General features: G+C 54.3%; 26 protein-coding genes, 3 tRNA genes and 1 pseudogene. 10 read left to right on the top strand and 20 right to left on the bottom strand.

From position 1 onward, the window contains the following. Positions 1-26: 26 nt before the first annotated feature. Positions 27-191: pseudogene (locus CW267_RS31640) on the bottom strand (succinate dehydrogenase). A 65-nt stretch (positions 192-256) separates the two neighbouring features. Between CW267_RS31640 and CW267_RS02425 the strand changes: the two are divergent. Beyond that, positions 257-1,768 (top strand): MFS transporter, encoded by a 1,512-nt coding sequence (locus CW267_RS02425; protein ID WP_165787418.1) that lies wholly within the window; start codon positions 257-259, stop codon positions 1,766-1,768. Positions 1,769-1,805: 37 nt separating this feature from the next. Here the strand turns inward: CW267_RS02425 and CW267_RS02420 are convergent, their stop codons facing one another. Next, entirely contained in the window at positions 1,806-2,057 is a 252-nt protein-coding gene (locus CW267_RS02420) for a DUF2766 family protein (protein WP_002911524.1), read from the bottom strand. Between the two features lie 149 nt (positions 2,058-2,206). Between CW267_RS02420 and CW267_RS02415 the strand changes: the two genes are divergently transcribed. Beyond that, a complete protein-coding gene (locus tag CW267_RS02415; RefSeq protein WP_012541236.1) occupies positions 2,207-3,628 on the top strand; it encodes an MFS transporter in 1,422 nt (473 codons plus the stop codon). Between the two features lie 36 nt (positions 3,629-3,664). On the opposite strand, the gene CW267_RS02410 is transcribed toward CW267_RS02415, so the two are convergent. Continuing rightward, on the bottom strand, positions 3,665-4,303 hold the full coding sequence (locus tag CW267_RS02410; protein WP_100780974.1) for an RpiB/LacA/LacB family sugar-phosphate isomerase: 639 nt from the start codon (positions 4,301-4,303) through the stop codon (positions 3,665-3,667). 39 nt (positions 4,304-4,342) lie between these two features. Here CW267_RS02410 and CW267_RS31635 point away from each other — a divergent pair, with 39 nt between their 5' ends. After that, the gene (locus tag CW267_RS31635) at positions 4,343-4,657 is read left to right on the top strand and encodes a hypothetical protein (protein ID WP_080895569.1); all 315 of its coding nucleotides are present in this window, start codon (positions 4,343-4,345) and stop codon (positions 4,655-4,657) included. Between the two features lie 57 nt (positions 4,658-4,714). Beyond that, complete coding sequence (gene ftnA / locus CW267_RS02400; RefSeq protein ID WP_012541235.1) at positions 4,715-5,212, top strand: non-heme ferritin; 498 nt, start codon at positions 4,715-4,717, stop codon at positions 5,210-5,212. A gap of 36 nt (positions 5,213-5,248) precedes the next feature. Here ftnA and CW267_RS02395 read toward each other — a convergent pair whose 3' ends face one another. Further along, the gene (locus tag CW267_RS02395; RefSeq protein ID WP_080895570.1) at positions 5,249-5,488 is read right to left on the bottom strand and encodes a YecH family metal-binding protein; all 240 of its coding nucleotides are present in this window, start codon (positions 5,486-5,488) and stop codon (positions 5,249-5,251) included. Between the two features lie 190 nt (positions 5,489-5,678). On the opposite strand from CW267_RS02395, the gene tyrP reads away from it, so the two are divergent. Continuing rightward, a complete protein-coding gene (gene tyrP / locus CW267_RS02390) occupies positions 5,679-6,890 on the top strand; it encodes a tyrosine transporter TyrP (RefSeq protein WP_012541234.1) in 1,212 nt (403 codons plus the stop codon). A gap of 25 nt (positions 6,891-6,915) precedes the next feature. On the opposite strand, the gene CW267_RS02385 is transcribed toward tyrP, so the two are convergent. Together CW267_RS02385 and CW267_RS02380 are read right to left on the bottom strand one after the other, a co-directional pair. After that, positions 6,916-7,584, bottom strand: a complete 669-nt coding sequence (locus CW267_RS02385) for a YecA family protein (RefSeq protein WP_043875061.1) — start codon at positions 7,582-7,584, stop codon at positions 6,916-6,918. 90 nt (positions 7,585-7,674) lie between these two features. Further along, positions 7,675-8,556, bottom strand: coding sequence for a dihydrodipicolinate synthase family protein (locus CW267_RS02380; RefSeq protein ID WP_012541232.1), 882 nt, complete (start codon positions 8,554-8,556; stop codon positions 7,675-7,677). Between the two features lie 329 nt (positions 8,557-8,885). Between CW267_RS02380 and CW267_RS02375 the strand changes: the two genes are divergently transcribed. Continuing rightward, positions 8,886-9,776, top strand: coding sequence for a DUF1796 family putative cysteine peptidase (locus CW267_RS02375; protein WP_048268577.1), 891 nt, complete (start codon positions 8,886-8,888; stop codon positions 9,774-9,776). 264 nt (positions 9,777-10,040) lie between these two features. Here the strand turns inward: CW267_RS02375 and CW267_RS02370 are convergent. The 6 genes from CW267_RS02370 to uvrY all read right to left on the bottom strand — a co-directional run bounded on the left by CW267_RS02370 (position 10,041) and on the right by uvrY (position 13,572). Continuing rightward, positions 10,041-10,127, bottom strand: a tRNA-Leu gene (locus CW267_RS02370). A gap of 13 nt (positions 10,128-10,140) precedes the next feature. Next, positions 10,141-10,214 (bottom strand) — tRNA-Cys (locus CW267_RS02365). 40 nt (positions 10,215-10,254) lie between these two features. Then, a tRNA-Gly gene (locus CW267_RS02360) sits at positions 10,255-10,330 on the bottom strand. Positions 10,331-10,480: 150 nt separating this feature from the next. Next, positions 10,481-11,029 (bottom strand): CDP-diacylglycerol--glycerol-3-phosphate 3-phosphatidyltransferase, encoded by a 549-nt coding sequence (pgsA, locus tag CW267_RS02355; RefSeq protein ID WP_008804219.1) that lies wholly within the window; start codon positions 11,027-11,029, stop codon positions 10,481-10,483. Between the two features lie 57 nt (positions 11,030-11,086). Further along, the gene (gene uvrC, locus CW267_RS02350; protein WP_100781494.1) at positions 11,087-12,919 is read right to left on the bottom strand and encodes an excinuclease ABC subunit UvrC; all 1,833 of its coding nucleotides are present in this window, start codon (positions 12,917-12,919) and stop codon (positions 11,087-11,089) included. Further along, positions 12,916-13,572 (bottom strand): UvrY/SirA/GacA family response regulator transcription factor, encoded by a 657-nt coding sequence (gene uvrY / locus CW267_RS02345; protein WP_002911539.1) that lies wholly within the window; start codon positions 13,570-13,572, stop codon positions 12,916-12,918. The genes uvrC and uvrY overlap by 4 nt, the downstream gene beginning before the upstream one ends. A gap of 461 nt (positions 13,573-14,033) precedes the next feature. Between uvrY and CW267_RS02340 the strand changes: the two genes are divergently transcribed. Continuing rightward, complete coding sequence (locus tag CW267_RS02340; protein ID WP_004122104.1) at positions 14,034-14,258, top strand: DUF2594 family protein; 225 nt, start codon at positions 14,034-14,036, stop codon at positions 14,256-14,258. Positions 14,259-14,325: 67 nt separating this feature from the next. Here CW267_RS02340 and sdiA read toward each other — a convergent pair whose 3' ends face one another. The 5 genes from sdiA to tcyJ form a co-directional block, all read right to left on the bottom strand. Then, positions 14,326-15,048, bottom strand: coding sequence for a transcriptional regulator SdiA (gene sdiA, locus CW267_RS02335; RefSeq protein WP_008804217.1), 723 nt, complete (start codon positions 15,046-15,048; stop codon positions 14,326-14,328). Between the two features lie 318 nt (positions 15,049-15,366). Further along, positions 15,367-16,119, bottom strand: a complete 753-nt coding sequence (gene tcyN, locus CW267_RS02330; RefSeq protein ID WP_022065150.1) for an L-cystine ABC transporter ATP-binding protein TcyN — start codon at positions 16,117-16,119, stop codon at positions 15,367-15,369. Beyond that, entirely contained in the window at positions 16,116-16,784 is a 669-nt protein-coding gene (tcyL, locus tag CW267_RS02325; protein WP_008804215.1) for a cystine ABC transporter permease, read from the bottom strand. Before tcyL ends, tcyN begins: the two co-directional genes overlap by 4 nt. Positions 16,785-16,799: 15 nt before the next feature. Then, the gene (dcyD, locus tag CW267_RS02320) at positions 16,800-17,786 is read right to left on the bottom strand and encodes a D-cysteine desulfhydrase (protein WP_008804214.1); all 987 of its coding nucleotides are present in this window, start codon (positions 17,784-17,786) and stop codon (positions 16,800-16,802) included. A gap of 95 nt (positions 17,787-17,881) precedes the next feature. Beyond that, positions 17,882-18,682 (bottom strand): cystine ABC transporter substrate-binding protein, encoded by an 801-nt coding sequence (gene tcyJ / locus CW267_RS02315; RefSeq protein WP_039104004.1) that lies wholly within the window; start codon positions 18,680-18,682, stop codon positions 17,882-17,884. Between the two features lie 200 nt (positions 18,683-18,882). Here tcyJ and amyA point away from each other — a divergent pair, with 200 nt between their 5' ends. After that, the gene (gene amyA, locus CW267_RS02310; protein ID WP_008804212.1) at positions 18,883-20,370 is read left to right on the top strand and encodes an alpha-amylase; all 1,488 of its coding nucleotides are present in this window, start codon (positions 18,883-18,885) and stop codon (positions 20,368-20,370) included. Between the two features lie 46 nt (positions 20,371-20,416). On the opposite strand, the gene yedD is transcribed toward amyA, so the two are convergent. Beyond that, the gene (yedD, locus tag CW267_RS02305) at positions 20,417-20,851 is read right to left on the bottom strand and encodes a lipoprotein YedD (RefSeq protein WP_162493239.1); all 435 of its coding nucleotides are present in this window, start codon (positions 20,849-20,851) and stop codon (positions 20,417-20,419) included. 371 nt (positions 20,852-21,222) lie between these two features. Between yedD and rcsA the strand changes: the two genes are divergently transcribed. Beyond that, positions 21,223-21,846, top strand: a complete 624-nt coding sequence (gene rcsA, locus CW267_RS02300) for a transcriptional regulator RcsA (protein WP_008804210.1) — start codon at positions 21,223-21,225, stop codon at positions 21,844-21,846. Between the two features lie 32 nt (positions 21,847-21,878). On the opposite strand, the gene dsrB is transcribed toward rcsA, so the two are convergent. Continuing rightward, a complete protein-coding gene (gene dsrB / locus CW267_RS02295) occupies positions 21,879-22,070 on the bottom strand; it encodes a protein DsrB (protein WP_012541227.1) in 192 nt (63 codons plus the stop codon). A gap of 133 nt (positions 22,071-22,203) precedes the next feature. On the opposite strand from dsrB, the gene CW267_RS02290 reads away from it, so the two are divergent. Then, on the top strand, positions 22,204-22,425 hold the full coding sequence (locus CW267_RS02290) for a YodD family protein (RefSeq protein WP_032691215.1): 222 nt from the start codon (positions 22,204-22,206) through the stop codon (positions 22,423-22,425). A gap of 299 nt (positions 22,426-22,724) precedes the next feature. Here CW267_RS02290 and CW267_RS02285 read toward each other — a convergent pair. After that, a partial coding sequence (locus tag CW267_RS02285) for a diguanylate cyclase (RefSeq protein WP_133124733.1) occupies positions 22,725-23,120 on the bottom strand: 396 nt, incomplete at its 5' end.

Below are 23,120 nucleotides of genomic sequence, written 5' to 3'. Positions count from 1 at the left end.
CTGCCCCGTCTCTCGCTTTAAATCAGTTATGTCAATTTTTCCACCTCATTTATTCCCCAATAGAATAAAAAAGTTTTAACGCGATCGCATTCCCTCGTCACCGTTACCCCTTCTCAGGGATTAGTGAGCGCGGTCACTTTTTATCAAGCCACAAAGAAATATAAAAACAGTGTTTCAAAAATATAAAACACGAGGTTTATTTTTTATGGCTAGATACACGGCTTCAGCCCCTGAAGGGCTGCAGGGAAGACCGATCTTGTTACGCCATCAGTTAGCTTACGGCGGTGGTAATCTGTTGGGGAGTGGCGCGCTGGCGATAAGCGGCGCCTGGCTGCTCTATTTTTATACGACTTTTTGCGGCCTGACGCTGATCGAGGCCTCATTTATCTTCTCCGTCGCCAGCATCATCGATGCTATCAGCAACCCGCTGATGGGCTATCTCACCGATAACTTTGGCAAAACGCGCTTAGGCAAGCGCTTTGGCCGCCGGCGTTTCTTTCTGCTGATCGGCATCCCCTTGATGATGTTCTACCCGCTGCTGTGGGTGGAAGGCCTGAGTTTCTGGTACTACCTCTGCACCTATGTGGTGTTTGAGATCATCTACACCTCTATCATGGTGCCTTATGAAACGCTGGCGACAGAGATGACCGATGATTTCTCGCTGCGCTCAAAACTGACCGGCTATAAAGCCATTTTCGGCAAGCTAGCCAACTTCCTTGCGGCGTTTATTCCCGGACAGTTCATTCTGCTGTATGGCAAAGATTCTGCCACCCCTTTCTTCCTCACCGGTCTGACCTACGGCGTTATCCTCATCGTCGCGATTTCCTGCCTGTGGCTTTGCAGCTGGGAACGAAAGCGCGAGGAAGAGATAGAAACCAGCGCCAGTAAAGGGCTGCTGAGCACCCTGCTGTCGCTGGCAAAAGACATGCGTTCCACCTTTTATCTGCGCGTATTCCGCAAACATCTTGGTATGTACCTGTGCGGGTTTGGCGCTGAATGGCTGTTTGCCTCCATCTTTACCTATTTCGTGATATTCGTTCTTCAGCACGACCCGGCGATGGTCGCCGGACTGAATAGCCTGAACTCGATTCTGCAGCTGATCTCTACGGCGCTGTTTATCGGCCTGTGCGTGAAAAAGGGCTTCAGCAAACCCTATATCCTGGCGCTGGGGATCGTGATTTTCGCGGTCCTGCTGTATACCTCGCTGTGGTTCTTCCATCTGCCGTCAGGCCTGGCGACGGTGCTGATGTTTGGCATTACCGTGCTGTTCGGCCTGGGTACCGGCGGGGTTTACTACATTCCCTGGACCGTTTACACCTTCCTGGCCGATGTCGATGAGATCTACACCGGACGCCGTCGGGAAGGGATCTATGCCGGCGCCATGACCTTCTCAGGGAAAATTCTGCGCTCGATTGTGGTGTTCTCGATGGGGGCGATCCTGAGCTTCTACGGTTTCCAGTCAAAAGCGCACAGCCAACCGGAAAGCGCGGTGACCGCTATCGCGGTGGTATTCTGCGTCGGGGTGATCGCGTTAGCGTTGGCCGCCATCGTCTTCAGCAAGCAGATGAAGCTGGATCGTAAAGCTCATCTGGTGGTGCTGCAGGAAGTCGCGCGGATCAAAGCGGGCGGAAAAATCAGCGATATCGCGCCGGATGTACGAGTTATCGTGGAGGATCTGGTCGGTCATCGCTACGAAGAGTGTTGGGGCAACAGCAAATTGTTCAAAGATGCTGCCCCTGCGCCTGCGCAGACTGTCGTTTCCCATTAAAGAAGAAGGCCCCGCCGGTAAACGGCGAGGCCTGTTATTAATGCGTCTCTTCCTGCGGGGTAAACTTCAGCTCAATCAATGCGATCGCTTTTTGCACCGCGCGAAGGGTCACCGGATCGGCAGAGGCCGGATGGCTGGCGAAGTCGATAGCTTTCAGCTGAGTAGTCATTTTTTCACGCACTTCCACGGGCGCAATGACGTCAATGACATCGAGGATCTGTTTGATAACCAGCTGGCAAGCAACCACATCGGAAACCAGCTCATCGTGTTCGGTAAGATGTTGAGACATTAATTACTCCTTTTTTCAGGAGCGTAATAGTACCCTAAATTTTCACAGATAAAAAAACCTGCCGTCGCAGGTTTTTTTATCTACCCTACTGGCGGCGGAACTTCTCCTGCCGCTTTGCTCAGGCTCACATTCTTGATGGCAGTGACAACATGAATACCGCGATCTCTTCCAGAGACGAACGTGCTTTTTCAGCGCCTGCGCTGCTGGTGGCCGGTGCTTTTTTTATGGAGTTTCTCGACGGGACGGTGATCGCCACCGCGCTGCCCGATATGGCGAAAGATTTTGGCGTCACCGCGGTCGAGCTGAATATCGGCATCAGCGCCTATCTGATCACCCTCGCGGTACTGATCCCGGCCAGCGGTTGGATCGCCGATCGCTTCGGCGCCCGCGCTATTTTTACCCTCGCCCTGGCGATCTTTACCCTTGCCTCGGTCTTCTGCGGCCTCTCCACCGAGGTGCATACTTTTGTCGCCATGCGTATCCTGCAGGGGATCGGAGGCGCGCTGATGGTCCCTGTCGGTCGCCTGGCGGTACTGCGAACCACGCCGAAACACCTGCTGATCAAAGCCATCGCTACCCTCACCTGGCCGGCGCTGGTGGCCCCCATTATCGGCCCGCCTTTGGGCGGCTTTATCACCCGCTACGCCAGCTGGCACTGGATCTTCTTTATCAATGTCCCGCTGGGCCTCGCAGCCATCATCCTTGCGCTGCGCATTATCCCTGATATTCGCGAAACGGAACGGCGCTCCTTCGATCTCACCGGCTTTATCACCACCGCAGTCGCGATGGTCAGTCTGGTCACCGCGATGGAACGGCTCGGCGATCGCCAGCCGCAGATCTGGCCGACGCTGGCTCTCGCCGTGCTTGGCTTCGGCTGTCTGACATATGCTATACGCCACTTCCGCCGGGCGACGGCGCCCATGGTTCGTCTCGACGCCCTGCAGGTGCCAACGTTCCGGGTGACGATGTATGGCGGCTCGCTGTTCCGCTCCTCCATCAGCGCGGTCCCCTTTCTGCTGCCGCTGCTGTTTCAGGTAGGGTTCGGCATGGATCCCTTCCACTCCGGCCTGCTGGTGCTGGCGGTGTTTGTCGGCAATTTGACCATCAAACCCGCCACCACGCCGCTGATCCGCTGGCTGGGCTTTCGCCGACTGCTGTTGATCAACGGTGCACTGAACGTCTGTTCACTGCTGGCCTGTGCGCTGCTCACGCCGCAGACGCCGGTCTGGGCCATCATGTTAATCCTTTATCTCGGCGGGGTATTTCGCTCGATCCAGTTTACGGGCGTAAGCACGCTGGCCTTTGCCGATGTCCCCGCCGCGCAGATGAGTGATGCCAATACGCTGTTCAGTACCGCGTCGCAGCTGGCGGTGGGGCTGGGGATCACGCTCGGGGCGATTGGCATTCGCCTGGGCGAGCAGGTCGGCGACTGGCTGCACCTTTCCACGCTACCGGGGATCAGCTTTCGTCTGTCGTTTGTCTTTATCGCGGTGATCTGTCTGGTAGGGATGATCGACAGCCTGCATCTGGCCAAAACGGCCGGCAGCAGCGTGTCGGAGAAGAAGAAATAATGATGGAAGGGCCAGCGGCGCTGGCCCTGATGACGGTTAACCGACGATCTGGCGAACGAAGGCTTCGATGGCTTTATCCTGACAGTTTTCGAAGAAGCACTGCTGGAAGCGTGGGCCGGATACCGCGGTTTTCACCAGCTCCGGATCGATGGCGCGCAGGGTGTCGAGATAGTTTTCTTTTACCACTGCCGCTTTAACCTGGTTGAGGATCCCGGCATTTCGTACCTGCGGCTCTTTGCGCTCCGGCGGATAGCCTTCGCCGTTGCGGCCGGTAAACGCTTTTTCAAAGATAAAGCGTACATTCAGCTCCGCGCCCCAGCCGAAACCTTTGGCAAACGGCAGCGACAGCGCATTACCATTGTTGATCTGAGCAAACAGGAACGCGTCCGCCGGATCGATACAGTAGCCGCAGACCACGCCCGGGTGAATATTCAGCGACATCAGCGCCCCCTGACCGGTACCGCAGCCGGTGACCACGAAGTCGACCGCTTTCGAATTCAGCAGGATGCTGGCCATGATCCCGAGGTGAATGTAGGTCAGATGATGATCGTGCTCATCGCTCATGCCGACGTTGAACACCGGGAATCCTTTTTCGTCAGCAACGGCGCTAAGCTCCTTAAGGATGATGGCGCTTTTGTTCGCCTGGCTGTTCTCCATCATCAGTGCAATCTTCATGGTTTACTCTCCTGAATGCTGTGCGGGCCTGCCCGCAGAATGTCATTGGCGTTGACTGCACTCTACTACCTGGAAAACAAACTTTCAAATTTTATGAAAAGTTGTTTTAAAAATTACGCAGCGCTTCACACTTTCGCCCTCTCCGCCAGTCCAGTCGCCAGGTCCCCGCCCCCAGCCATGCCCCCCTCACCTCGCGCGCTCTACCTCGCAGCCCGTTGGCCGGTCATACCATTTTCCACCACAATTAATAATAAATTAAAACCATTCTCATTTATTATTAAATTGCCAATGCGTGTTATTCCCATTAGCATTTTAAATAAAACATTTTTAAATTTACTTTTTGCAAATAATTAAATAACAAATTATAGTGGCAGCCGATAACATCTATTTTTTAATTCCAGGAGCGCGACAATGCTGAAAACGGAAATGATCGACAAACTGAATGAACAGATGAATCTTGAACTTTATTCTTCTCTTCTTTATCAGCAGATGAGCGCCTGGTGCAGTTACCACAGTTTTGAAGGGGCTGCGGCCTTCCTGCGTCGCCATGCCCAGGAAGAGATGACCCATATGCAGCGCCTGTTCGACTACCTGACCGACACCGGTAGCCTGCCGCGCATCAACGCGATCGCCTCCCCGTTTGCCGAATATGCCTCACTGGACGAGCTGTTCCGCCAGACCTATGAGCACGAGCAGCTGATCACGCAAAAAATTAATGAACTGGCGCACGCCGCCATGACCAGTCAGGATTACCCGACCTTTAATTTCCTGCAGTGGTATGTCTCTGAACAGCACGAAGAAGAGAAATTATTTAAATCGGTGATTGATAAACTGACCCTCGTTGGAAAAAGTGGCGAAGGTCTGTACTTTATCGATAAAGAACTGGCGACCCTCGACACACAGAATTAATCTTCCGCGCCGCGCCCCCCCCGTGTCGCGGCCATTTTAATGCCGGCAAATCTTATTTTCTGCGGTAGTAAAACCTTCCTCTCTGGCAATAAATTTGCCTTTTTTCTCTAAAAACGCCACCAGCTCTGCGGCGCTTAGATTCTCTGCTGAACAGGTGTGAAACCGCGCCTCTTCGCCAAAGCGGCGGCGAATGGCGGCCTCCAGCGAGGCGACCGTCCAGGACTCACCCGAGGCGAGCATTATCTGTAAAACTTCATGACCATGAATAGAAGACATAACCCCTCCTGAAAACCACCAGCTTAGGCCAGCCATGCCATCGGCGCCTTGCGCCAGCGCAGGCTTTCGCCCCCTTAAATGCGTAAAGATAAAATTACAGAACTTGTAACCCTCATTTGACGAACGCTGTAATATCCCCTACTCTGCGCGGCATAATTTATTGTTATTAGCTGTAGGGATAGCGAAAAGCGTGAAAAACCGCACTCTGGGCAGTATTTTAATCGTAGCTGGCACCACTATCGGTGCAGGAATGTTGGCGATGCCCTTGGCCGCCGCCGGCGTCGGGTTTGCCGTCACGCTGGGTTTACTTTTCACCTTGTGGGCGTTGATGTGCTATACCGCCCTGTTGCTGCTGGAAGTCTACCAGCACGTGCCTGCTGACATGGGGCTTGGTTCCCTGGCCGCACGCTATCTGGGCCGTTACGGGCAGTGGGTAACCGGGTTCTGCATGCTGTTTCTGCTGTATGCCCTCACGGCGGCCTATATCAGTGGCGCCGGTGAATTGCTCGCCTCCAGCCTCAACCAGTGGCTGGACTGGCAGCTGCCGCCGGCGGCCGGCGTACTGTTATTTACGGCGCTGGGCGGGGCGGTGGTGTGCATCGGTACCTCGCTGGTCGACTTATTCAATCGCTTCCTGTTCAGCGCCAAAATCATCTTTCTGGTGATTATGCTGGCGCTACTGATGCCGCATATTCATCAGGTCAATCTGTTGACGCTGCCGGTTGAGCAAGGCCTGGCCCTGTCCGCCATTCCGGTGATCTTTACCTCCTTTGGTTTTCACGGCAGTGTGCCGAGCATCGTCAGCTATCTTGGCGGCGATATCCGTAAACTGCGCCGGGTATTTATTATCGGCAGCTTTATTCCGCTGGTGGCTTATATTTTCTGGCAGCTGGCGACGCTGGGGAGTATCAACCCTCCCGCTTTTACCGCGCTGCTGGCCAAAAACGCCGGTCTGAACGGTCTGCTGGAGGCGATCCGCGAAGTGGTGGCGTCGCCGCACGTGGAGCTGGCCGTGCACCTGTTTGCCGACCTCGCGCTGGCGACCTCATTCCTCGGCGTCTCGCTCGGCTTGTTTGATTACCTGGCCGATGTGTTTCAACGCAAAAACAGCGTCAGCGGACGTCTGCAGAGCGGCGCGATCACCTTCCTGCCGCCGGTGGCGTTCGCCCTGTTCTATCCCCGCGGTTTTGTTATGGCCCTGGGCTACGCCGGGGTGGCACTCGCCGTGCTGGCCCTGATGTTGCCTGCCCTGCTGGCAATGAAGAGCCGCCGACAACATCCGCAGGCTGCCTGGCGGGTGGTCGGCGGCGCGCCGGCGCTGTGGCTGGTTCTGCTGTGCGGGATCGGTATTGTGGCGATTCAGTTCAGTATCGTCGCCGGACTGCTGCCTGCGGTGGGATAAAAAAGGGGCCGGCTGGCCCCTGGTTTTATTTTGCTAAGCAGCACTGCTTATACTTTTTTCCGCTCCCGCACGGGCAGGGATCGTTGCGTCCGACCTTCGCCTCATTTCTGACCGGCTGCGGAACCACCACCGGCAGGGGATTCGCCATCCAGTACTGGTAAAGCGCCAGCGCCGCCGGCGTGATACGCTCGATGCTGTCGATAAACTCATCCGCCGTCAGATTATCCAGTGCGGTAAACTGCGCTTCGCTGCCGTGGAGCGCGATAGCGTCCAGCGCCGGCTGAAGTTCAGCGGGCAGCGTCGACCAGTCGCTCAGCGCTACGCCGCGCAGGTAGCCAAAGCACCACTCTTCGACGATCGTCAGCTCCTGACCTTCCGCTTCGCGGGTGCCAAACAGCGGTTCGAACTGATCGGGATAGGACTCCAGCCGTTCAGCGATGTCGCTCATATGCTGCAGCGTCAGATCGACAAAGCGATCGCGCTCGCGGTCGTTGGCCCAGCGCGGCACATTATCCGCCCCGCCCCAGATCGCCACCAGCCACTGAGCTGGTTCGATATCGGTCGGCGCAGAGAGAATAGCCGTCAGCAGGCCATCCAGTTCAGACACATCCAGAATAGCGCCTTCGGTGGCGTATTTCGCCAGCGTCTCGTCCAGCCATTCCAGTTCGTTTTCGTTTAAAGGTCCGGTATTCATTCACAGGCTCGCATGGTAAAAATCGGGCCTACAGTAGCCGAATTGCCGACAGAAAGCCACCAGGCGCGGCAATCCGCCTGCCCATGCCCATCAGGCCAGGCCGTGCAGCGCCGCCGCCACGTCGCGAATGGCCTCCTCCCCTAACGGCAGCAAGGGGCGGGGAAGGCAGTCAGGGTCGCACAGCCCCAGAATGGCCGCCGCGCTGGCGATTACCCGCAGGCTGCCGCCATAACGGTCGAAGCATCGCCAGAGCGGGGCCAGCTGCGCATTCAGCGCCGCAACCCGTGCCGCGTCGCCAGAACGAATCGCCCTTACCAGCGCCCCTGAAAGCTGGGGAAAGAGCCCGCCGCAAACCGAGTACCAGACTTGGCAACCGGCCTGCAATCCCGCCGTCGCCAGGGCATCGCCGCTGGCGCCAAGCGTAACGCGGGCAGGAAGATGACGGCGTAGCGTTGCCACCCGCTCACGCGCCTGCGGCTCAGGCAAGCCGGGAATTTTAATCGAGGCGATGGCCGGCAAGGCGGCGATGCGACCCTGCAGCTCATCCGCCAGCGTGACGTGAGTGGTGCGGGGATTGTCATACAGGCAAACCGGAACCGAGACGTGCCGACAGACCTCTTCGTAGAAGGCAAAGATCTCCTCCGCAGAAAGCGGCTGATAGGACATCATCGGCAGTAATAACGCATCCGCCCCGGCCTGCTGGGCATCCTCCACCAGGCGCAGCACCTCGCTGGTAGCGATGGCGCCGACGCCAACCATCATCGGGATCGACCCAACATGCGCTTTCGCCACCTGCACCACCCGCTTGCGCTGCTCACGATTCAGATACGCGTAGCTGCCGGTCGAGCCTAAGATGCCCAGAGAGTCGACTCCGGTATCGGTAAGACGAGAGAGAATACGGATAAACGCCTTTTCATCAAGATGCTGCTGATGCAGCGGCGTCAGCGGAAATGCGCAAAGCCCTGTGAACATGATGCCTCCGGCAGGCTGGGATAAAAGTCCGGTTGATAGTAGCAAGGAGAGATCGTTTTGTCCTGGGACAAATGAACGATCGCCGCTGAGCGTGATGGATTCATTCGCCTGCGTGCGATGCTCTCCTCCGGGATATTTTCCCTGTCAGTCCAAGCATCAGGATCCGTAGATTCTGGCGAGCGTCTTCAATAACCGCGTCCTCTGTAGCAGCCCGTATTTCCTCGATTGCCAATATCCTGTCTATTTGACATAATCCCACATAATTTGTATGCCTACCTGTTTTAGCAGCAATAAAATAAAGAAAGACTACAGCTTCAATTGGATAAAAAATGAGATATGACATTAAAGAAAAATACCTGAAAATACATCTAATAAAAACAACTTATAAAACGCTACTCGGTCGACCGGCAGATAGCGATGGTCTGAAAAACTACCTCAACGCCATTGCTAATAAGTCACTTGCAGAATCAGCAGAACTTCTTAACTCATCGCTGATGCATAGTGACGAGTTTATTGCTTTCACGAAATCCAGAATGTCATCTGATAAATTCAGTTACACACCACAAGCGTTAACAGAGAGAGCTCCTGATGATTCAATGCACGTCAAACATATTGTCTCCCTGGGCAGCCATTGTTTAACTTCATGGACATTGAAAAAATTCAACCTGAAAAAGATATCACTGCCTTTTGACTGGCTATTTTCCTGTCCGGCGATGATTATCGACTGCCTGAGGGATGATTTTACCTCATTTTTAGATAAAAATGAGTACAGCTCATTACGTCGCCAGTCGCGAGAACCCGGAGCACACCACAATAAATACAAAGAAAAATATCGTCTGAATGATATATTCACGCATCGCGACCCAAATACTCCTGCTGATTATGAGTATTACGTCCGCGCGGTTAAAAGATTCAGAAACATATTAAAAAGCAAAGAAGGGAAGCTTTTTGTGATTTGCTGTAGAGAGGAAATAGATATAGCAAAGCAACTCCCTGAATTAGTCACTGAACTTTCTCACCACACGACTAATTTCTATCTGTTGGCTTTTGCCTTGCAGAAACCCGCCTATCTTCAACTGGAGCGTATATCTTCGGGTGAAAATTATTCACTATATAGTTTGACACCTGAGTCTGAAGAAAGATTTACCGGAAAATTCTCCTCGCTTACGGATGAGATGGTAATTATATCGAAAGTCCTTTCGTTCAACCTCGAACTCTAGAGACGGTTTCACCTCCGGCCTCTGGCACGCAGAGTATCGATTTGCCTCCCCCTGCCGGTTTGGGGGAGCGAAATCATCCCAACGACATTATTCCACGAGGCGCGACGGTTTAGCCGGGTGCGGTTATCCTGGGGGAAGAGCAAGGTGGACAAGAAAACTAGTATGAAGTGATATTATGAAATGGGTGGTTTTGAAACAAAAAAACCACCCGTAGGTGGTTTCACGACACTGCTTATTGCTTTGATTATTCTGCTTTTATCCCAATGGTACCCGGAGTGGGACTTGAACCCACACAGCGCGAACGCCGAGGGATTTTAAATCCCTTGTGTCTACCGATTCCACCATCCGGGCTCGGGATAGAAAGTGGAGGCGCGTTCCGGAGTCGAACCGGACTAGACGGATTTGCAATCCGCTACATAACCGCTTTGCTAACGCGCCTTTAATACTGAAGCACCCGCTACTGCCGATGCTGTTAATCTGGAGCGGGAAACGAGACTCGAACTCGCGACCCCGACCTTGGCAAGGTCGTGCTCTACCAACTGAGCTATTCCCGCATTATCAAGTTATTTGCTAATCACTTGATTTTGTTATCGTCTGGAAGACTGTGCCGCCGTTCGATGCGTTGCATTCTACTTATCTCTCGCGGTGAGTCAACGGTATTTTTCGCAACTTTGCATCGTTTGCTGAAAATAACGGCGAAACGATCACTGATCAAGCAAATCGCCGCGCGCCGCGTTCAGATACTGCAGCATCGACCACAGCGTCAGCACCGCCGCCACGAGGAAAAGCGCGATCCCGGCCCACTCTACCCACGGATAAGGACGCCACAGCATCCATACCAGGGCGGCCATCTGTGCGGTCGTTTTAACTTTGCCAATCCACGAGACCGCCACGCTGCTGCGTTTCCCGAGCTCAGCCATCCATTCGCGCAGTGCCGAAATAATTATTTCACGCGCGATCATGGTCGCCGCCGGCAGCGTGACCCACCAGGTGTGATAGTGCTCGGCAACCAGCACCATGGCGATAGCCACCATGACTTTATCCGCCACCGGGTCCAGGAAGGCGCCAAACCGGGTGCTCTGATTCCAGCGACGAGCCAGAAAACCATCAAACCAGTCGGTCACGGCGGCGACAAAGAAAATTAACGCGCAGGCAAACGGCGCCCAGCTAAAGGGGAGATAAAACGCCAGCACAAAGAACGGGATCAGGATGACGCGAAACAGAGTAAGCAACGTAGGGATATTAAATTGCATAGTGACGGGTAACTATCTGTTGTAAGTAAAAATTAGCCCTATGTTGCTACAGAGCCCCTAATGTTTCAACGAGTAGAAGATCTTTTCTGCCAGACCGTGAGAGATGCCCGGTACTTTAGCAATTTCCTCGACGCTGGCCTGCTGCAGCCCCTGCAGCCCACCCATATACTTCAGCAGCATCTGGCGACGCTTCGGCCCTACTCCCTCGATAGTCTCAAGCGAGCTGGTGCTCTTCACTTTCGCCCGTTTTTTACGATGTCCGGAAATCGCATGATCGTGCGATTCATCGCGGATGTGCTGGATTACGTGCAGAGCGGGCGAATCCGGCGGCAGGCTAAACCCCTCGCCTTCCGGTTCAAAGAATAACGTTTCCAGGCCGGCTTTACGATCGCTGCCTTTCGCCACGCCCAGCAGCAGCGGATGATGTTTATCCCAGGAAACATCCAGTTCGGCAAACACCGCTTTCGCCTGCGCCAGCTGCCCCTTTCCGCCATCTATCAGGATCACATCCGGAATTTTATTTTCATCAATCGCTTTACCATAGCGACGGCGCAGGACCTGATTCATCGCCGCATAGTCATCGCCAGGGGTGATGCCGGTGATATTATAGCGCCGGTACTCCGCACGCAGCGGACCATTGCTGTCAAACACCACGCAGGACGCCACGGTCTGCTCGCCCATGGTGTGGCTGATGTCAAAGCACTCCATTCGCTTCACGGCCGGCAGTTCCAGCACGGTGGCCAGCGCCTGCAGGCGCTGATGAATGGTCGACTGCTGAGCCAATTTAGTGGTTAACGCCGTCTCGGCGTTGGTGCGCGCCAGCTTAAGGTAACGCGCTCTGTCGCCGCGCGGTTTAGTCTGCACATTGATTCGACGTCCCGCCAGCTCCGACAGCGACTCGGCCAGCAGCGTCTTATCACCAAGGCTGAAGTCGAGCAAAATCTCCCCCGGCAGGGTACGCATCTGGCTACCCTGCAGGTAGAACTGACCGACAAAGGTCTCCACGACCTCTCCCAGCTCAGTGCCGCCCGGTACTTTCGGGAAGTAGCTCCGGCTGCCCAGCACTTTGCCCTGGCGGATAAACAGCACATGGACGCAGGCCATTCCGGCCTCAAAGGCGACGCCGATAACGTCAAGATCGTCGCCGGTATTAGAAACAAACTGTTTCTCCGTCACCCGGCGGACCGCCTGAATCTGGTCGCGAATGCGCGCGGCCTCTTCAAACTCCAGACTTTGGCTCGCTTTCTCCATTCTGGCGATGAGCTGGGTCAGGACCTGATCGTCCTTGCCGGCAAGGAACAGCCGTACATACTCAACCTGCTGAGCATACTCTTCTTCGCTGACCAGCCCCGCCACGCACGGCCCCAGACAGCGGCCAATCTGATACTGCAGGCAGGGACGCGAGCGGTTGCGATAGACGCTATTTTCGCACTGGCGAACAGGAAAGATTTTCTGCAGCAGCGCCAGGGTCTCCCGCACGGCATAGCCGTTGGGGAAAGGACCAAAGTACTCGCCTTTCGCATGTTTGGCGCCGCGATGCATCGCCAGACGTGGATGAGTATCACCGCTGAGGAAAATAAAAGGATAAGACTTATCATCGCGCAACAGCACGTTGTAACGCGGCTGGTACAGCTTGATATAGTTGTGCTCCAGCAGCAGCGCTTCCGTCTCGGTGTGAGTGACGGTCACGTCAATCTGCGCAATCAGCGCCACCAGCGCTTCGGTTTTACGCGACGCGAGATTGCTGCGGAAATAGCTGCTGAGCCGCTTTTTCAGATCTTTGGCTTTGCCAACATAGATGACGGTCCCGCCAGCATCATACATCCGATACACACCGGGCTGGCTGGTCACCGTTTTCAGGAAAGCTTTTGCGTCAAAAACATCACTCACTGGCTTGCTAACGACTCCGCATTACACAGGCCATGGCGAATTGCCAGGTGGGTCAGCTCCACATCGCCATGAATGTTTAATTTGCTGAACATTCGGTAGCGATAGCTGTTAACCGTTTTGGGACTCAGATTGAGCTGCTCTGAGATCTCATTCACCTTCTGACCTTTGGTGATCATCAGCATAATCTGCAATTCGCGTTCAGACAAACTGGCAAACGGCGATTCCGTTTTTTCCGGTTCAATCTGACTTAGCGCCATTTGCTGAGCAATATCGGAGGCAATGTAACGTTGTCCGGACGCCACGCAGCGGATCGCATTCACCACTTCCTGCGGTGCAGCACCCTTGCTAAGATAGCCCGCCGCCCCCGCCTGCATGACCTTGGCAGGTAGAGGATTCTCGGTATGCACGGTGAGCATGATCACTTTCGTGCCCGCCACGGAGCGCGCGATTTTGCGCGTGGCTTCAAGACCACCGATCCCGGGCATGTTCATGTCCATCAGGACGACATCTGCGGAATTAGCCCGGCACCACTTCACGGCGTCCTCGCCGCAACAGGCTTCGCCAGCGACTTTAATCCCTTTTATATCTTCCAGAATGCGTCGTATCCCTGCGCGCACCAGTTCGTGGTCATCAACAAGAAGAACGTTGATCAAAGGAATAATCTCCAGAATGAGGGATAACGCTACTGATACTTTATCTCCCACATATTACCGGGTTTTATTGCTAATTTAAAAGGCAAAAAAATGCCCTCACCTCGATTTGCCGCTCATTTATGGCAATGTCTGTGCACACATAGTGGAAAGTCATTGAGAACAGTCAGTTGCCGTCGTCTTATTTTTTAACAATCCTCATACAGAAAGCACAAAAAACACAACAGATTACGTAGCGCATAAATACGCAGCAAAATATGTAACAAATATTAACGTGCTAAATAGATGGAATAAATTAATGGCGGCCTGGCGGCTATTACGTATTATCCGAAGCACTGAATCATTCACAGCTCAGATGAGAGAACAGAAATTAAGCACTCCTTTTTTTCCCGTCGCTTGTGGTATACTGCGCGGCCTTCACATTGGGTAAGGCGCATTAGCGCAGCGAGTAAACGAGGATATCGATGAGCACACCAGATTTTTCCACTGCAGAAAATAATCAAGAACTGGCGCAGGAAGTCTCCTGCCTGAAAGCGATGATAACGCTGATGCTGCAGGCGATGGGCCAGGCGGATGCGGGTCGCGTGATTATTAAAATGGAAAAGCAGATCGCGCAGATGGAAGATGAGGCTCAGGCTGCCGTATTCTCCAGCACCGTTAAGCAAATTAAACAAGCTTACCGCCAGTAATCCTGTACCGGCTGAAAGTATCCCTGACAGCCGGTGTCACGTCTGGCACGCAGAACGACAGGCGCTCTCAGATTAACCCTGTCGCCACCGCGTAACAGGCTATCTGCGTTTTGTTCGGCGCATTGAATTTCCGTTGCATATTCTTCTGGTGGAAATTCACCGTATTTTCCGAAATAGAAAGAATCATCGCCACCTCCGCCGAGGTCTTCCCTTCCGCGGTCCATTTCAGAATTTCCAGTTCACGGCGGCTGAACTTCATCTCCGGCGGCATGACCATCTCATCTTCCAGACGCAGGAGCGCCAACAAGCTTAGCTCCGTCAGCATGCGCAGGCGCATCTCCAGTTCATCATCAGGATAAGAGCCCGGTAAACGGTTATTCGCGGAGACGGAGAGAAAACCCTGCGCATGGTTGGGCAACGTCAGGCACTGGGTCACCCCTTTTTTCAGTCCATGATCGCGGGCGCCGTCCCATAATGCCGCCGCATCGCGAAACAGCCCATCCTCCCATGGCAGATGGCCACGCATAAAATTCTCCGGGCGTAATACCGGATCTATCGCGAAATAATTTTCGGCCTGGTAGTGCGACATCCATGCGCGGGGATAGGTCGACTGGAAGGTGACGCGGGGGCGAGTGAAAGGCACCGGGTGGCGTACACAAAGCGTGTAGTAATCATATTCCAGCGCTTCGGTTTCTCGTTGCAGGAGATTATAAACCTCCTCACCAGCGGCCACGGACTGAAATTGATGCAGCATATCCCGCCGCCAGCTGAAAAAATCATTGTCCCTCATAGCTGTGCAAATAACTCCTGATTGATAATCATTATTATAAATACAGAAAACTAACACATAAATCTTATTTATATGTATAAAATATTGTCGGTGTCGCATTTATTAGTCTGAAGGCTTGCCTTTTTCCCGTTCTCAGCGCAGAACCTCGTGCTCACTTTCCCGTCATTTTCTACACCCTACAAGGGGGGATGGGAAGCGGTGTATACGGCCACAGGGAGAAATAGCACAAAGAGGTGACGAGGAGCGTGGCGCGCCGCAGGGAAGACAGGCTGTACGCGGCGGCCCTCCCCCGGGAAAGCCGCCACGTCAGCGCATGGTTTACTGCATCAGAAATTTTTCGAGGAACTGGCGAGTACGCGGCTGCTGCGGGGAGGCGAACAATGCTTTCGCTTCTCCCTGCTCGACAATGCGTCCTTGATCCATAAAGATGGCCCGATCGGCAACGTCGCGGGCAAAACTCATTTCATGGGTCACGATAACCATGGTGCGTTTCTCCTGCGCCAGCTGGCGGATGGTGTTGAGCACCTCCCCCACCAGCTCAGGATCGAGGGCCGAGGTTGGCTCATCAAACAGGATCACGTCCGGACGCATGGCCAGCGCGCGAGCAATAGCCACCCGTTGCTGCTGACCGCCGGAGAGGCGACGCGGATAGCTATTCTCTTTACCGCTGAGACCCACTTTCGCCAGCAGATCGCGCGCCCGCACAATCGACTCCTGCTTATCTTCACCTTTTACGATGACCGGCCCCTCAATAATGTTCTCCAGCACCGTACGGTGGGGAAACAGATTAAAGTTCTGGAAGACAAAGCCGACATGCTGGCGCAGCTGGCGAATGAGTCCTTTCTGCGGCCCCATGCTGCGACCGGCGTCGATGGTCACATCGCCAACGCGGATGGTGCCGCTCTCCGGTTGCTCCAGCAAGTTGATGCTGCGCAGCAGAGTGGTTTTACCCGAGCCGCTGGGGCCGATAATCGCCACAACTTCCCCTTTCTGTACCTCCAGGTCGATACCGTGGAGCACCGTCTGGCCATGGAATTTCTTCACCAGGCTTTTCACTTCTATCGCACTCATTTCGGATCACGCTCCTGGCGGTTCAGCTGGTTTTCAAAATAGTTCTGCAGCGAGGAGAGGACGGTCGCCATCACCCAGTAGATCAACGAGGCCGCGAGATACATGGTGAAGACCTCAAGGGTTCGCGAGGTGATAAGCTGCGCCTGACGGAACAGCTCTGGCACCTGGATCGTCGCCGCCAGCGAGGTATCTTTGACCAGGCTGATAAAACTGTTGGACAGCGGCGGCAAAGCGACCCGTGCCGCCTGGGGTAAGATGGCCCGGCGCATCGTCTGCCACGGCGTCATGCCGATACTGGCCGCCGCTTCCCATTGCCCTTTGTCGATCGAGGCGATGGCCGCGCGCAGGGTTTCCGCCGCGTAGGCCGCCGTATTGAGCGACAGGCCGATCATCGCCGCCGGAATCGGGTCAAGCTCGATGCCAAACTGCGGCAAGCCGTAGTAGATCATAAACAGCTGGGCGATAAGCGGCGTGCCGCGAAAAATGGAGATATACATGCGCGCCAGCCATTTTACCGGCCAGAGGGGCGACATGCGCATCAGCGCCAGGATAAAGCCCAGCACCAGGCCGAAAAACATCCCGCCAATGCTCAGCTGCAGCGTAAAGACGGCCCCTTTGAGCAGAAAAGGAGCGGAATCGATGACCAGTTGGATACTTTCTTGCATGCTGTCGTTTCTGTATTAAAGGTGAGGATGATAGGCAAACAGCGCCGGCGCCCCGCCGGTATGGACGAACAAAATCGGTCCTTCATCCTTAAAACGCTTCTGCGTAATGCCGTCGATAAGCCCGGCCATCGCTTTGCCGGTATAGACCGGATCGAGCAAAATACCTTCCAGTTGCGCCAGTAGCTTCACGGCGGCCATGCCTTCCTCGTTCGGCGTACCGTAGCCCGGGGCAAAGTAATCATCCCACAGCATGATATCGGCTTTCGCCTGCAGCTCGAGGCTGTTGGCCACGGCCTGCTGCAGCGCCACCACTTTTGGCAGCTGGTCAGCGACGGAGCGCGATACCGTCACGCCAATCAGTTCCGCCTGCGGCATCAGCTGTTCGAGTCCCACAGCCAGCCCGGCATGCGTACCGGCGCTACCGGAAGCCACCACCACCGATGAGATCTCCACCGCGCCTTCACACTGCTGGGCGATTTCCAGCGCGCTTTCCACATAGCCTAACGCCCCGAGCGCATTGGATCCGCCGACCGGGATGACGTAGGGGCGATAGCCCTGCGCCTCGATGCGGGTCGCCAGCTCGTCGAGCTGTTCGGCAGGATTGGTCAGGGCATCGCACATCTCAACCTGGGTATTAAACAGATCCAGCAGCAGGCGGTTGCCATTGCTCAGATAGTTCTCCGCCCCGGTGCCAATGGGGTTTTCCAGTAGCGCCACGCAGTGCAGCCCCAGCTTCGCGGCGACCGCCGCCGTCTGACGCACATGGTTGGATTGGATCGCGCCGGCGGTGATTAAGGTATCTGCCCCTTCCCGCAGCGCATCGGCGGCGAGAAACTCCAGCTTGCGCAGTTTATTGCCTCCCATCGCCAGCGGCGTTGTATCATCGCGTTTGATAAAAATCTCGCGCCCAAGGTGATCGGACAAACGCGGCAGATACTCCAGCGGCGTCGGCGCGCCAATCAATTCCAGACGCGGAAAGCGGGTTAAATTTTGCAGTGACATGGCCCCTCCTGACTCAGTTATGCTTCATTATGCACACAGTTACGCGCTAAATAAAAAAAGGCGCTTCCAGGAGCGCCTTTTTTCACCACTGACCGTTATTTCGTCACGTCAGCGCCAAACCATTTCTCTGACAGCGACTTCAGGGTGCCATCTTTCTGCATATCCGCGATCGCGGCGTCAATCGCTTTCAGCAGATCGTCGTTGCCTTTGCGCAGCGCCACGCCGGCCTCCTGACGGGAGAACGCTTCACCGGTTACCGCCAGCGTATTGTTAGTTTTCTTCACCAGATCCAGCGCGGCCAGACGGTCAACCAGAATGGCGTCAATACGGCCTACACGCAGATCCTGGTATTTAGTCGGGTCATCATCATAGGTGCGAACATCAACGCCCTGGACGTTCTGACGCAGCCACTCTTCATAGTTAGTGCCCAGCCCGACGCCGACTTTCTTGCCTTTCAGATCCGCTGCGGTTTTAATCGCGCCTTCGTTACCTTTCTTCACCAGCGCCTGCACACCGGAGATAGTGTACGGGGTTGAGAAATCGTATTTCTTCTTACGCTCATCGGAGATAGTGACCTGGTTAATCACCACGTCAATGCGTTTGGAGTCCAGCGAGGCCAGCATACCGTCCCATTTGGTCGGTTTGAGATCGGCTTTCACGCCAAGATGTTTCGCCAGCTCGTTGGCAAACTCCACTTCAAATCCGGTCAGCTTGCCGTCATCGCCCTGGAAGCTGAAAGGAGGATAGGTGCCTTCGAGGCCCACGCGCAGGGTACCGCGCTCTTTAACCTGATTGAGCAGGTTTTCCGCTGCAAAAGTTTTCACGCTAACGCCAGCCATCAAAACAACGGCCATCGCGCCCATCAGCGCCTGACGACCCAGAAGTGCTAATTTCATAGATACCCCGAAGGTTAGGATTTTCCTGTAGTGTAAGGCGCTTAACGGCCCGGCACCAACATCGTTACGCTACATCTTATGCCAATTTATTATATATGATCCCGATTAGGGTATAGCGAAAATCAGGGCTTTCCTCTCCCGTTTTGCGGGATATCTCCCATACTGCAAAGGTCAGCCTGTTGACGTCTGGAGCATGGAAGATGAAAAACCCCACTTTGTTGCAATGTTTTCACTGGTACTACCCCGCCGGCGGCGAGCTATGGCGTGAAGTCGAAGCGCTGGCCCCCAGCCTGAATGAAATCGGCATCAATATGGTCTGGTTGCCGCCCGCCTATAAAGGCGCCTCGGGCGGTTATTCCGTCGGCTATGACACCTATGATCTCTTCGACCTTGGTGAGTTTGATCAAAAGGGCTCAGTCGCCACCAAATATGGCGATAAAGCGCAGCTGCTGGCGGCGATGAAGGCTCTGAAAGAGCATGATATCGCCGTGCTGCTGGATGTGGTGGTGAACCACAAAATGGGCGCCGATGAAAAAGAAACCCTGCAGGTGCAGCGCGTCGATGAGCACGATCGCACCCAGATTGCCGAGGAGATCATTGAGTGTGAGGCATGGACTCGCTATACCTTTCCGGTGCGGGCCGGGCAGTATTCGCAATTTGTCTGGGACTACAAATGCTTTAGCGGTATCGACCACATTGAGAATCCGACGGAAGACGGTGTGTTTAAAATCGTCAACGATTACACCGGTGAAGGCTGGAACGAGCAGGTCGACGATGAGCTTGGTAACTTCGACTACCTGATGGGCGCCAACATTGATTTTCGTAATCACGCCGTTACCGAGGAGATCAAATACTGGGCGCGCTGGGTCATGGAGCAGACCGGCTGCGATGGTTTTCGTCTTGACGCCGTGAAGCATATCCCCGCCTGGTTTTACAAAGCGTGGATCGAGCACGTCCAGGAGGTGGCGCCGCAGCCGCTGTTTATTGTCGCGGAATACTGGTCCCATGAGGTGGAAAAGCTCCAGCAGTATATCGACCTGGTCGAGGGCAAGACGATGCTGTTCGATGCCCCGCTGCAGATGAAATTTCATGAAGCCTCACGCCAGGGGCGCGATTATGACATGAGCCAGATATTCAGCGGCACGCTGGTGGAAGCCGACCCTTTTCACGCCGTGACGCTGGTGACAAACCACGATACGCAGCCGCTGCAGGCCCTCGAGGCGCCGGTTGAACCCTGGTTCAAGCCGCTGGCCTATGCGCTGATCCTGCTGCGTGAAAATGGTGTGCCGTCGGTCTTTTATGCCGATCTTTTCGGCGCATCCTATGAAGATACCGGCGGCGATGGACAAACCTACGCCATTGAGATGCCCGTTATCGAACAACTGCATGAACTGATCGACGCCCGTCAGCGCTTTGCCCATGGCGTGCAAACGCTGTGGTTCGATCACCCCAACTGTATTGCCTTCAGCCGTAGCGGCACCGACGAGGATCCCGGCTGCGTGGTGGTGATGTCCAATGGCGATGAGGGAGAAAAAACCCTGACGCTGGGCGAGAACTATGGCAATAAACGCTGGCGGGATTTTCTCGGCAACCGGGAAGAGATTGTCGAAACCGACGCTGAGGGTAGCGCGATCTTTACCTGCAACGGGGGTAGCGTGAGCGTGTGGGTGATGGAAGCCGTGCTGTAGTCAGCTGGCGATGTACCTGGCGGGCCGGAACGGGCCCGCCGGAACCTCAGCGCACGGAAGCCCGCGCGCTGACGGCCCCTGTCGTACGCGCTTTGGCCCACGCCTTTTCGCACTCAGGGGTGAGGCGTTCAACGCGAGTCAACGTCATACGATCGTAGGAGAGGGTATTGCCCTCACGCTCGATTGGATAGATATCCAGGGAAGCGGTAACGTTGTAGATCTGGTTATCGCGGTTCATCAGTTTACCCGGCTGCGCGATCACGCGCTGCCACTGGCGGCAGTCGAAGGTATCCCCTTCTTTAGTGACGATCAGGCTGGCGATCGCGTCAGGGCTCATCATTTCACTCTGCGGCCCTTTCGATTGCCAGTAGCCCTCAAGGCCAGCCGGCGCCGGTGCTTTAACGACGTCATCGTAATGATCAACCTGCACACATCCGGCCAGCGCCACCACCATGCCCGCAAAAACTAACTGTTTCATCATTCATCCCACAAGCCGATAAAAAAGTATTGTGGCATTAAAGCGTTAAGCCTTCCACCCCCGCTCCCGGCGGAAAAACCGGGCAAAACAGGAACGGGCAGCACCGCCTTCATTTGAAATAAGGAAATTCCGAAAATAAAATAATGTTTGGGGCGTAACCATAGCATCTATGGGCACTTTTTGTTTTTAATCCGCTCACACTACCGGTTCTCGACTTTACTTTAAGAGTTTTCCTGGCAAATTATATGCATAGATGCGGAATAGTTTAACGGAACTAATAGGTTCTTTCGTAAACCTACTATTACTGCTCGCAAGGACTGCTTCGCACAATGCGTGTGAAGAGAATATCGTTACGTGTTGATTGAGGATGGGTCATGTCAACGATGATTATGGATTTGTGCAGTTATACCCGGTTAGGCTTAACGGGTTATCTGACCAGTCGGGGAATAAAAAAACAGGAAATCGTTGAGGTCCATTGCGCGACAGATTTGCAAAAACATTGCGCGTCGTGTTGTCCGGCAGTGGTGTTTCTTAATGAAGACTGCTTCGTGCATGATGATGAAAGTAATGGTATTATTCGCCAGATCATTACGCAAAACCCGGCGACGCTGTTTGTTATCTTTATGTCGCTGGCAAACATTCATTTTGACCGCTATTTGCGGGTACGGAAAAACCTGCTGATCAGTTCGAAATCGATAACGCCAAAAGACCTTGATGTTATTCTGGTTAATTATCTAAAATACAAAAACAGTAGCCTGGGGCAATTAAATTTACCGACGTTGTCGCTGAGTAAAACAGAATCAAATATGCTGCAAATGTGGATGGCCGGGCACGGCACGTCACAAATTTCAACGCAAATGAACATCAAAGCGAAGACGGTATCATCGCATAAAGGCAATATTAAAAAGAAAATACAAACGCACAATAAGCAGGTGATTTACCATATCGTTCGGCTGACCGAAAACGTAACTTCAGGTATTCAGGTGAATCTGCGTTGAAACAGACTGGCGGTGGTACCGCCAGTCCCGTTTTATGAGGCTTCTTTTTCGACGAAGATCCCATCCGGATGCCCTATTTCGTTGAAAAACCAGATCCCTAAAGGATAGTCTTCCAGCGAAACCAGATACATCGTCCCTTCACTAAACGACTCAATTGCCAGCACTACCCCCGATCGACGTGGGCCACCGTCGGTCTTCACCGTGACACGATCGTTCACCTGCATATTCACTCTCCTCTATTTTTCAGCCAGTGTAGAACAAAACCACGCAACTCGCAGCGTCGCGGCCCATGACTGGTGTTTTTTTAGACCGACTATACTTAAAGAGGCTTGAGCGACGCTCAGCGAGGGGGTAATGATGAAGAATCGATTGACTGGCCAGGCCGGAAATGACGTTGATGTCAACGTGGATGCGCTACTGGCAGCGATTAATGAGATTAGCGAAAGTGAAATCCATCGCACTCTGGACGACCCACAGCGCGCCAGCATTGATGGCCGCGGGTCACATACCTGGCGCGAACTGGCGGAGGCATTTGAGCTCGACATTCACGATTTCAGCGCCAGTGAAGTTAACCGCTAACGGCAGGCGAAAAAAATCCCGACTCGCAGGAGTCGGGATCAAACTTGCTAATGCAAGAAGCACTTGAAAATTCGTTACACCGGGAAATCCGATGCGTTAAAACATTATCCTCAATTATTTTGCATGACAAGCGATATTCATGACGCAAATTATTGAGAATGTTAGCGCTTTGCTTTGAGCAGGGCTCCAGGGCTGATGCGAGAAGGCTTCGCCGCAAACCGGTTTCATTCGATAGCGCGATCCCCGTCGAACACTTTAAGAAAAATCTCATTTCGCCTGATTCGGGCGAAACGTTTTGCTCACGCTTCGCTGCGAAAACAGACCTGATTGCGGCCGTTCTGCTTTGCCAGATAGAGACGACGATCGGCCACCGACTGTAAGGCTTCAAACTGATACTCCCCCTGCTCTTCGCTGGTACTGACCCCCAGCGAGGCACTGACCCGCAGCGTCACATTGTTATGTAAAAAGACCTCCCGGCCCTGAATTCGCAGGCGTAGCCGCTCTGCTACCGCCACCGCGTCCTGTAGTGTGGTATTCGGCAGCACGACACAAAACTCCTCCCCGCCCACGCGGCCCAGCAAGTCACCCTCACGAACGGTGCTGGCAAGGGTACTGGCCACCGTCGACAGCACTCTGTCACCCGCCTGATGGCCATAGCGATCGTTGATGCGCTTGAAGTGATCCAGATCGAGCTG

It is taken from the genome of Klebsiella sp. X1-16S-Nf21, assembly GCF_002837615.1.
Lineage (GTDB): Bacteria > Pseudomonadota > Gammaproteobacteria > Enterobacterales > Enterobacteriaceae > Klebsiella > Klebsiella variicola.
This window is presented reverse-complemented; position numbering and strand designations above follow the sequence as displayed.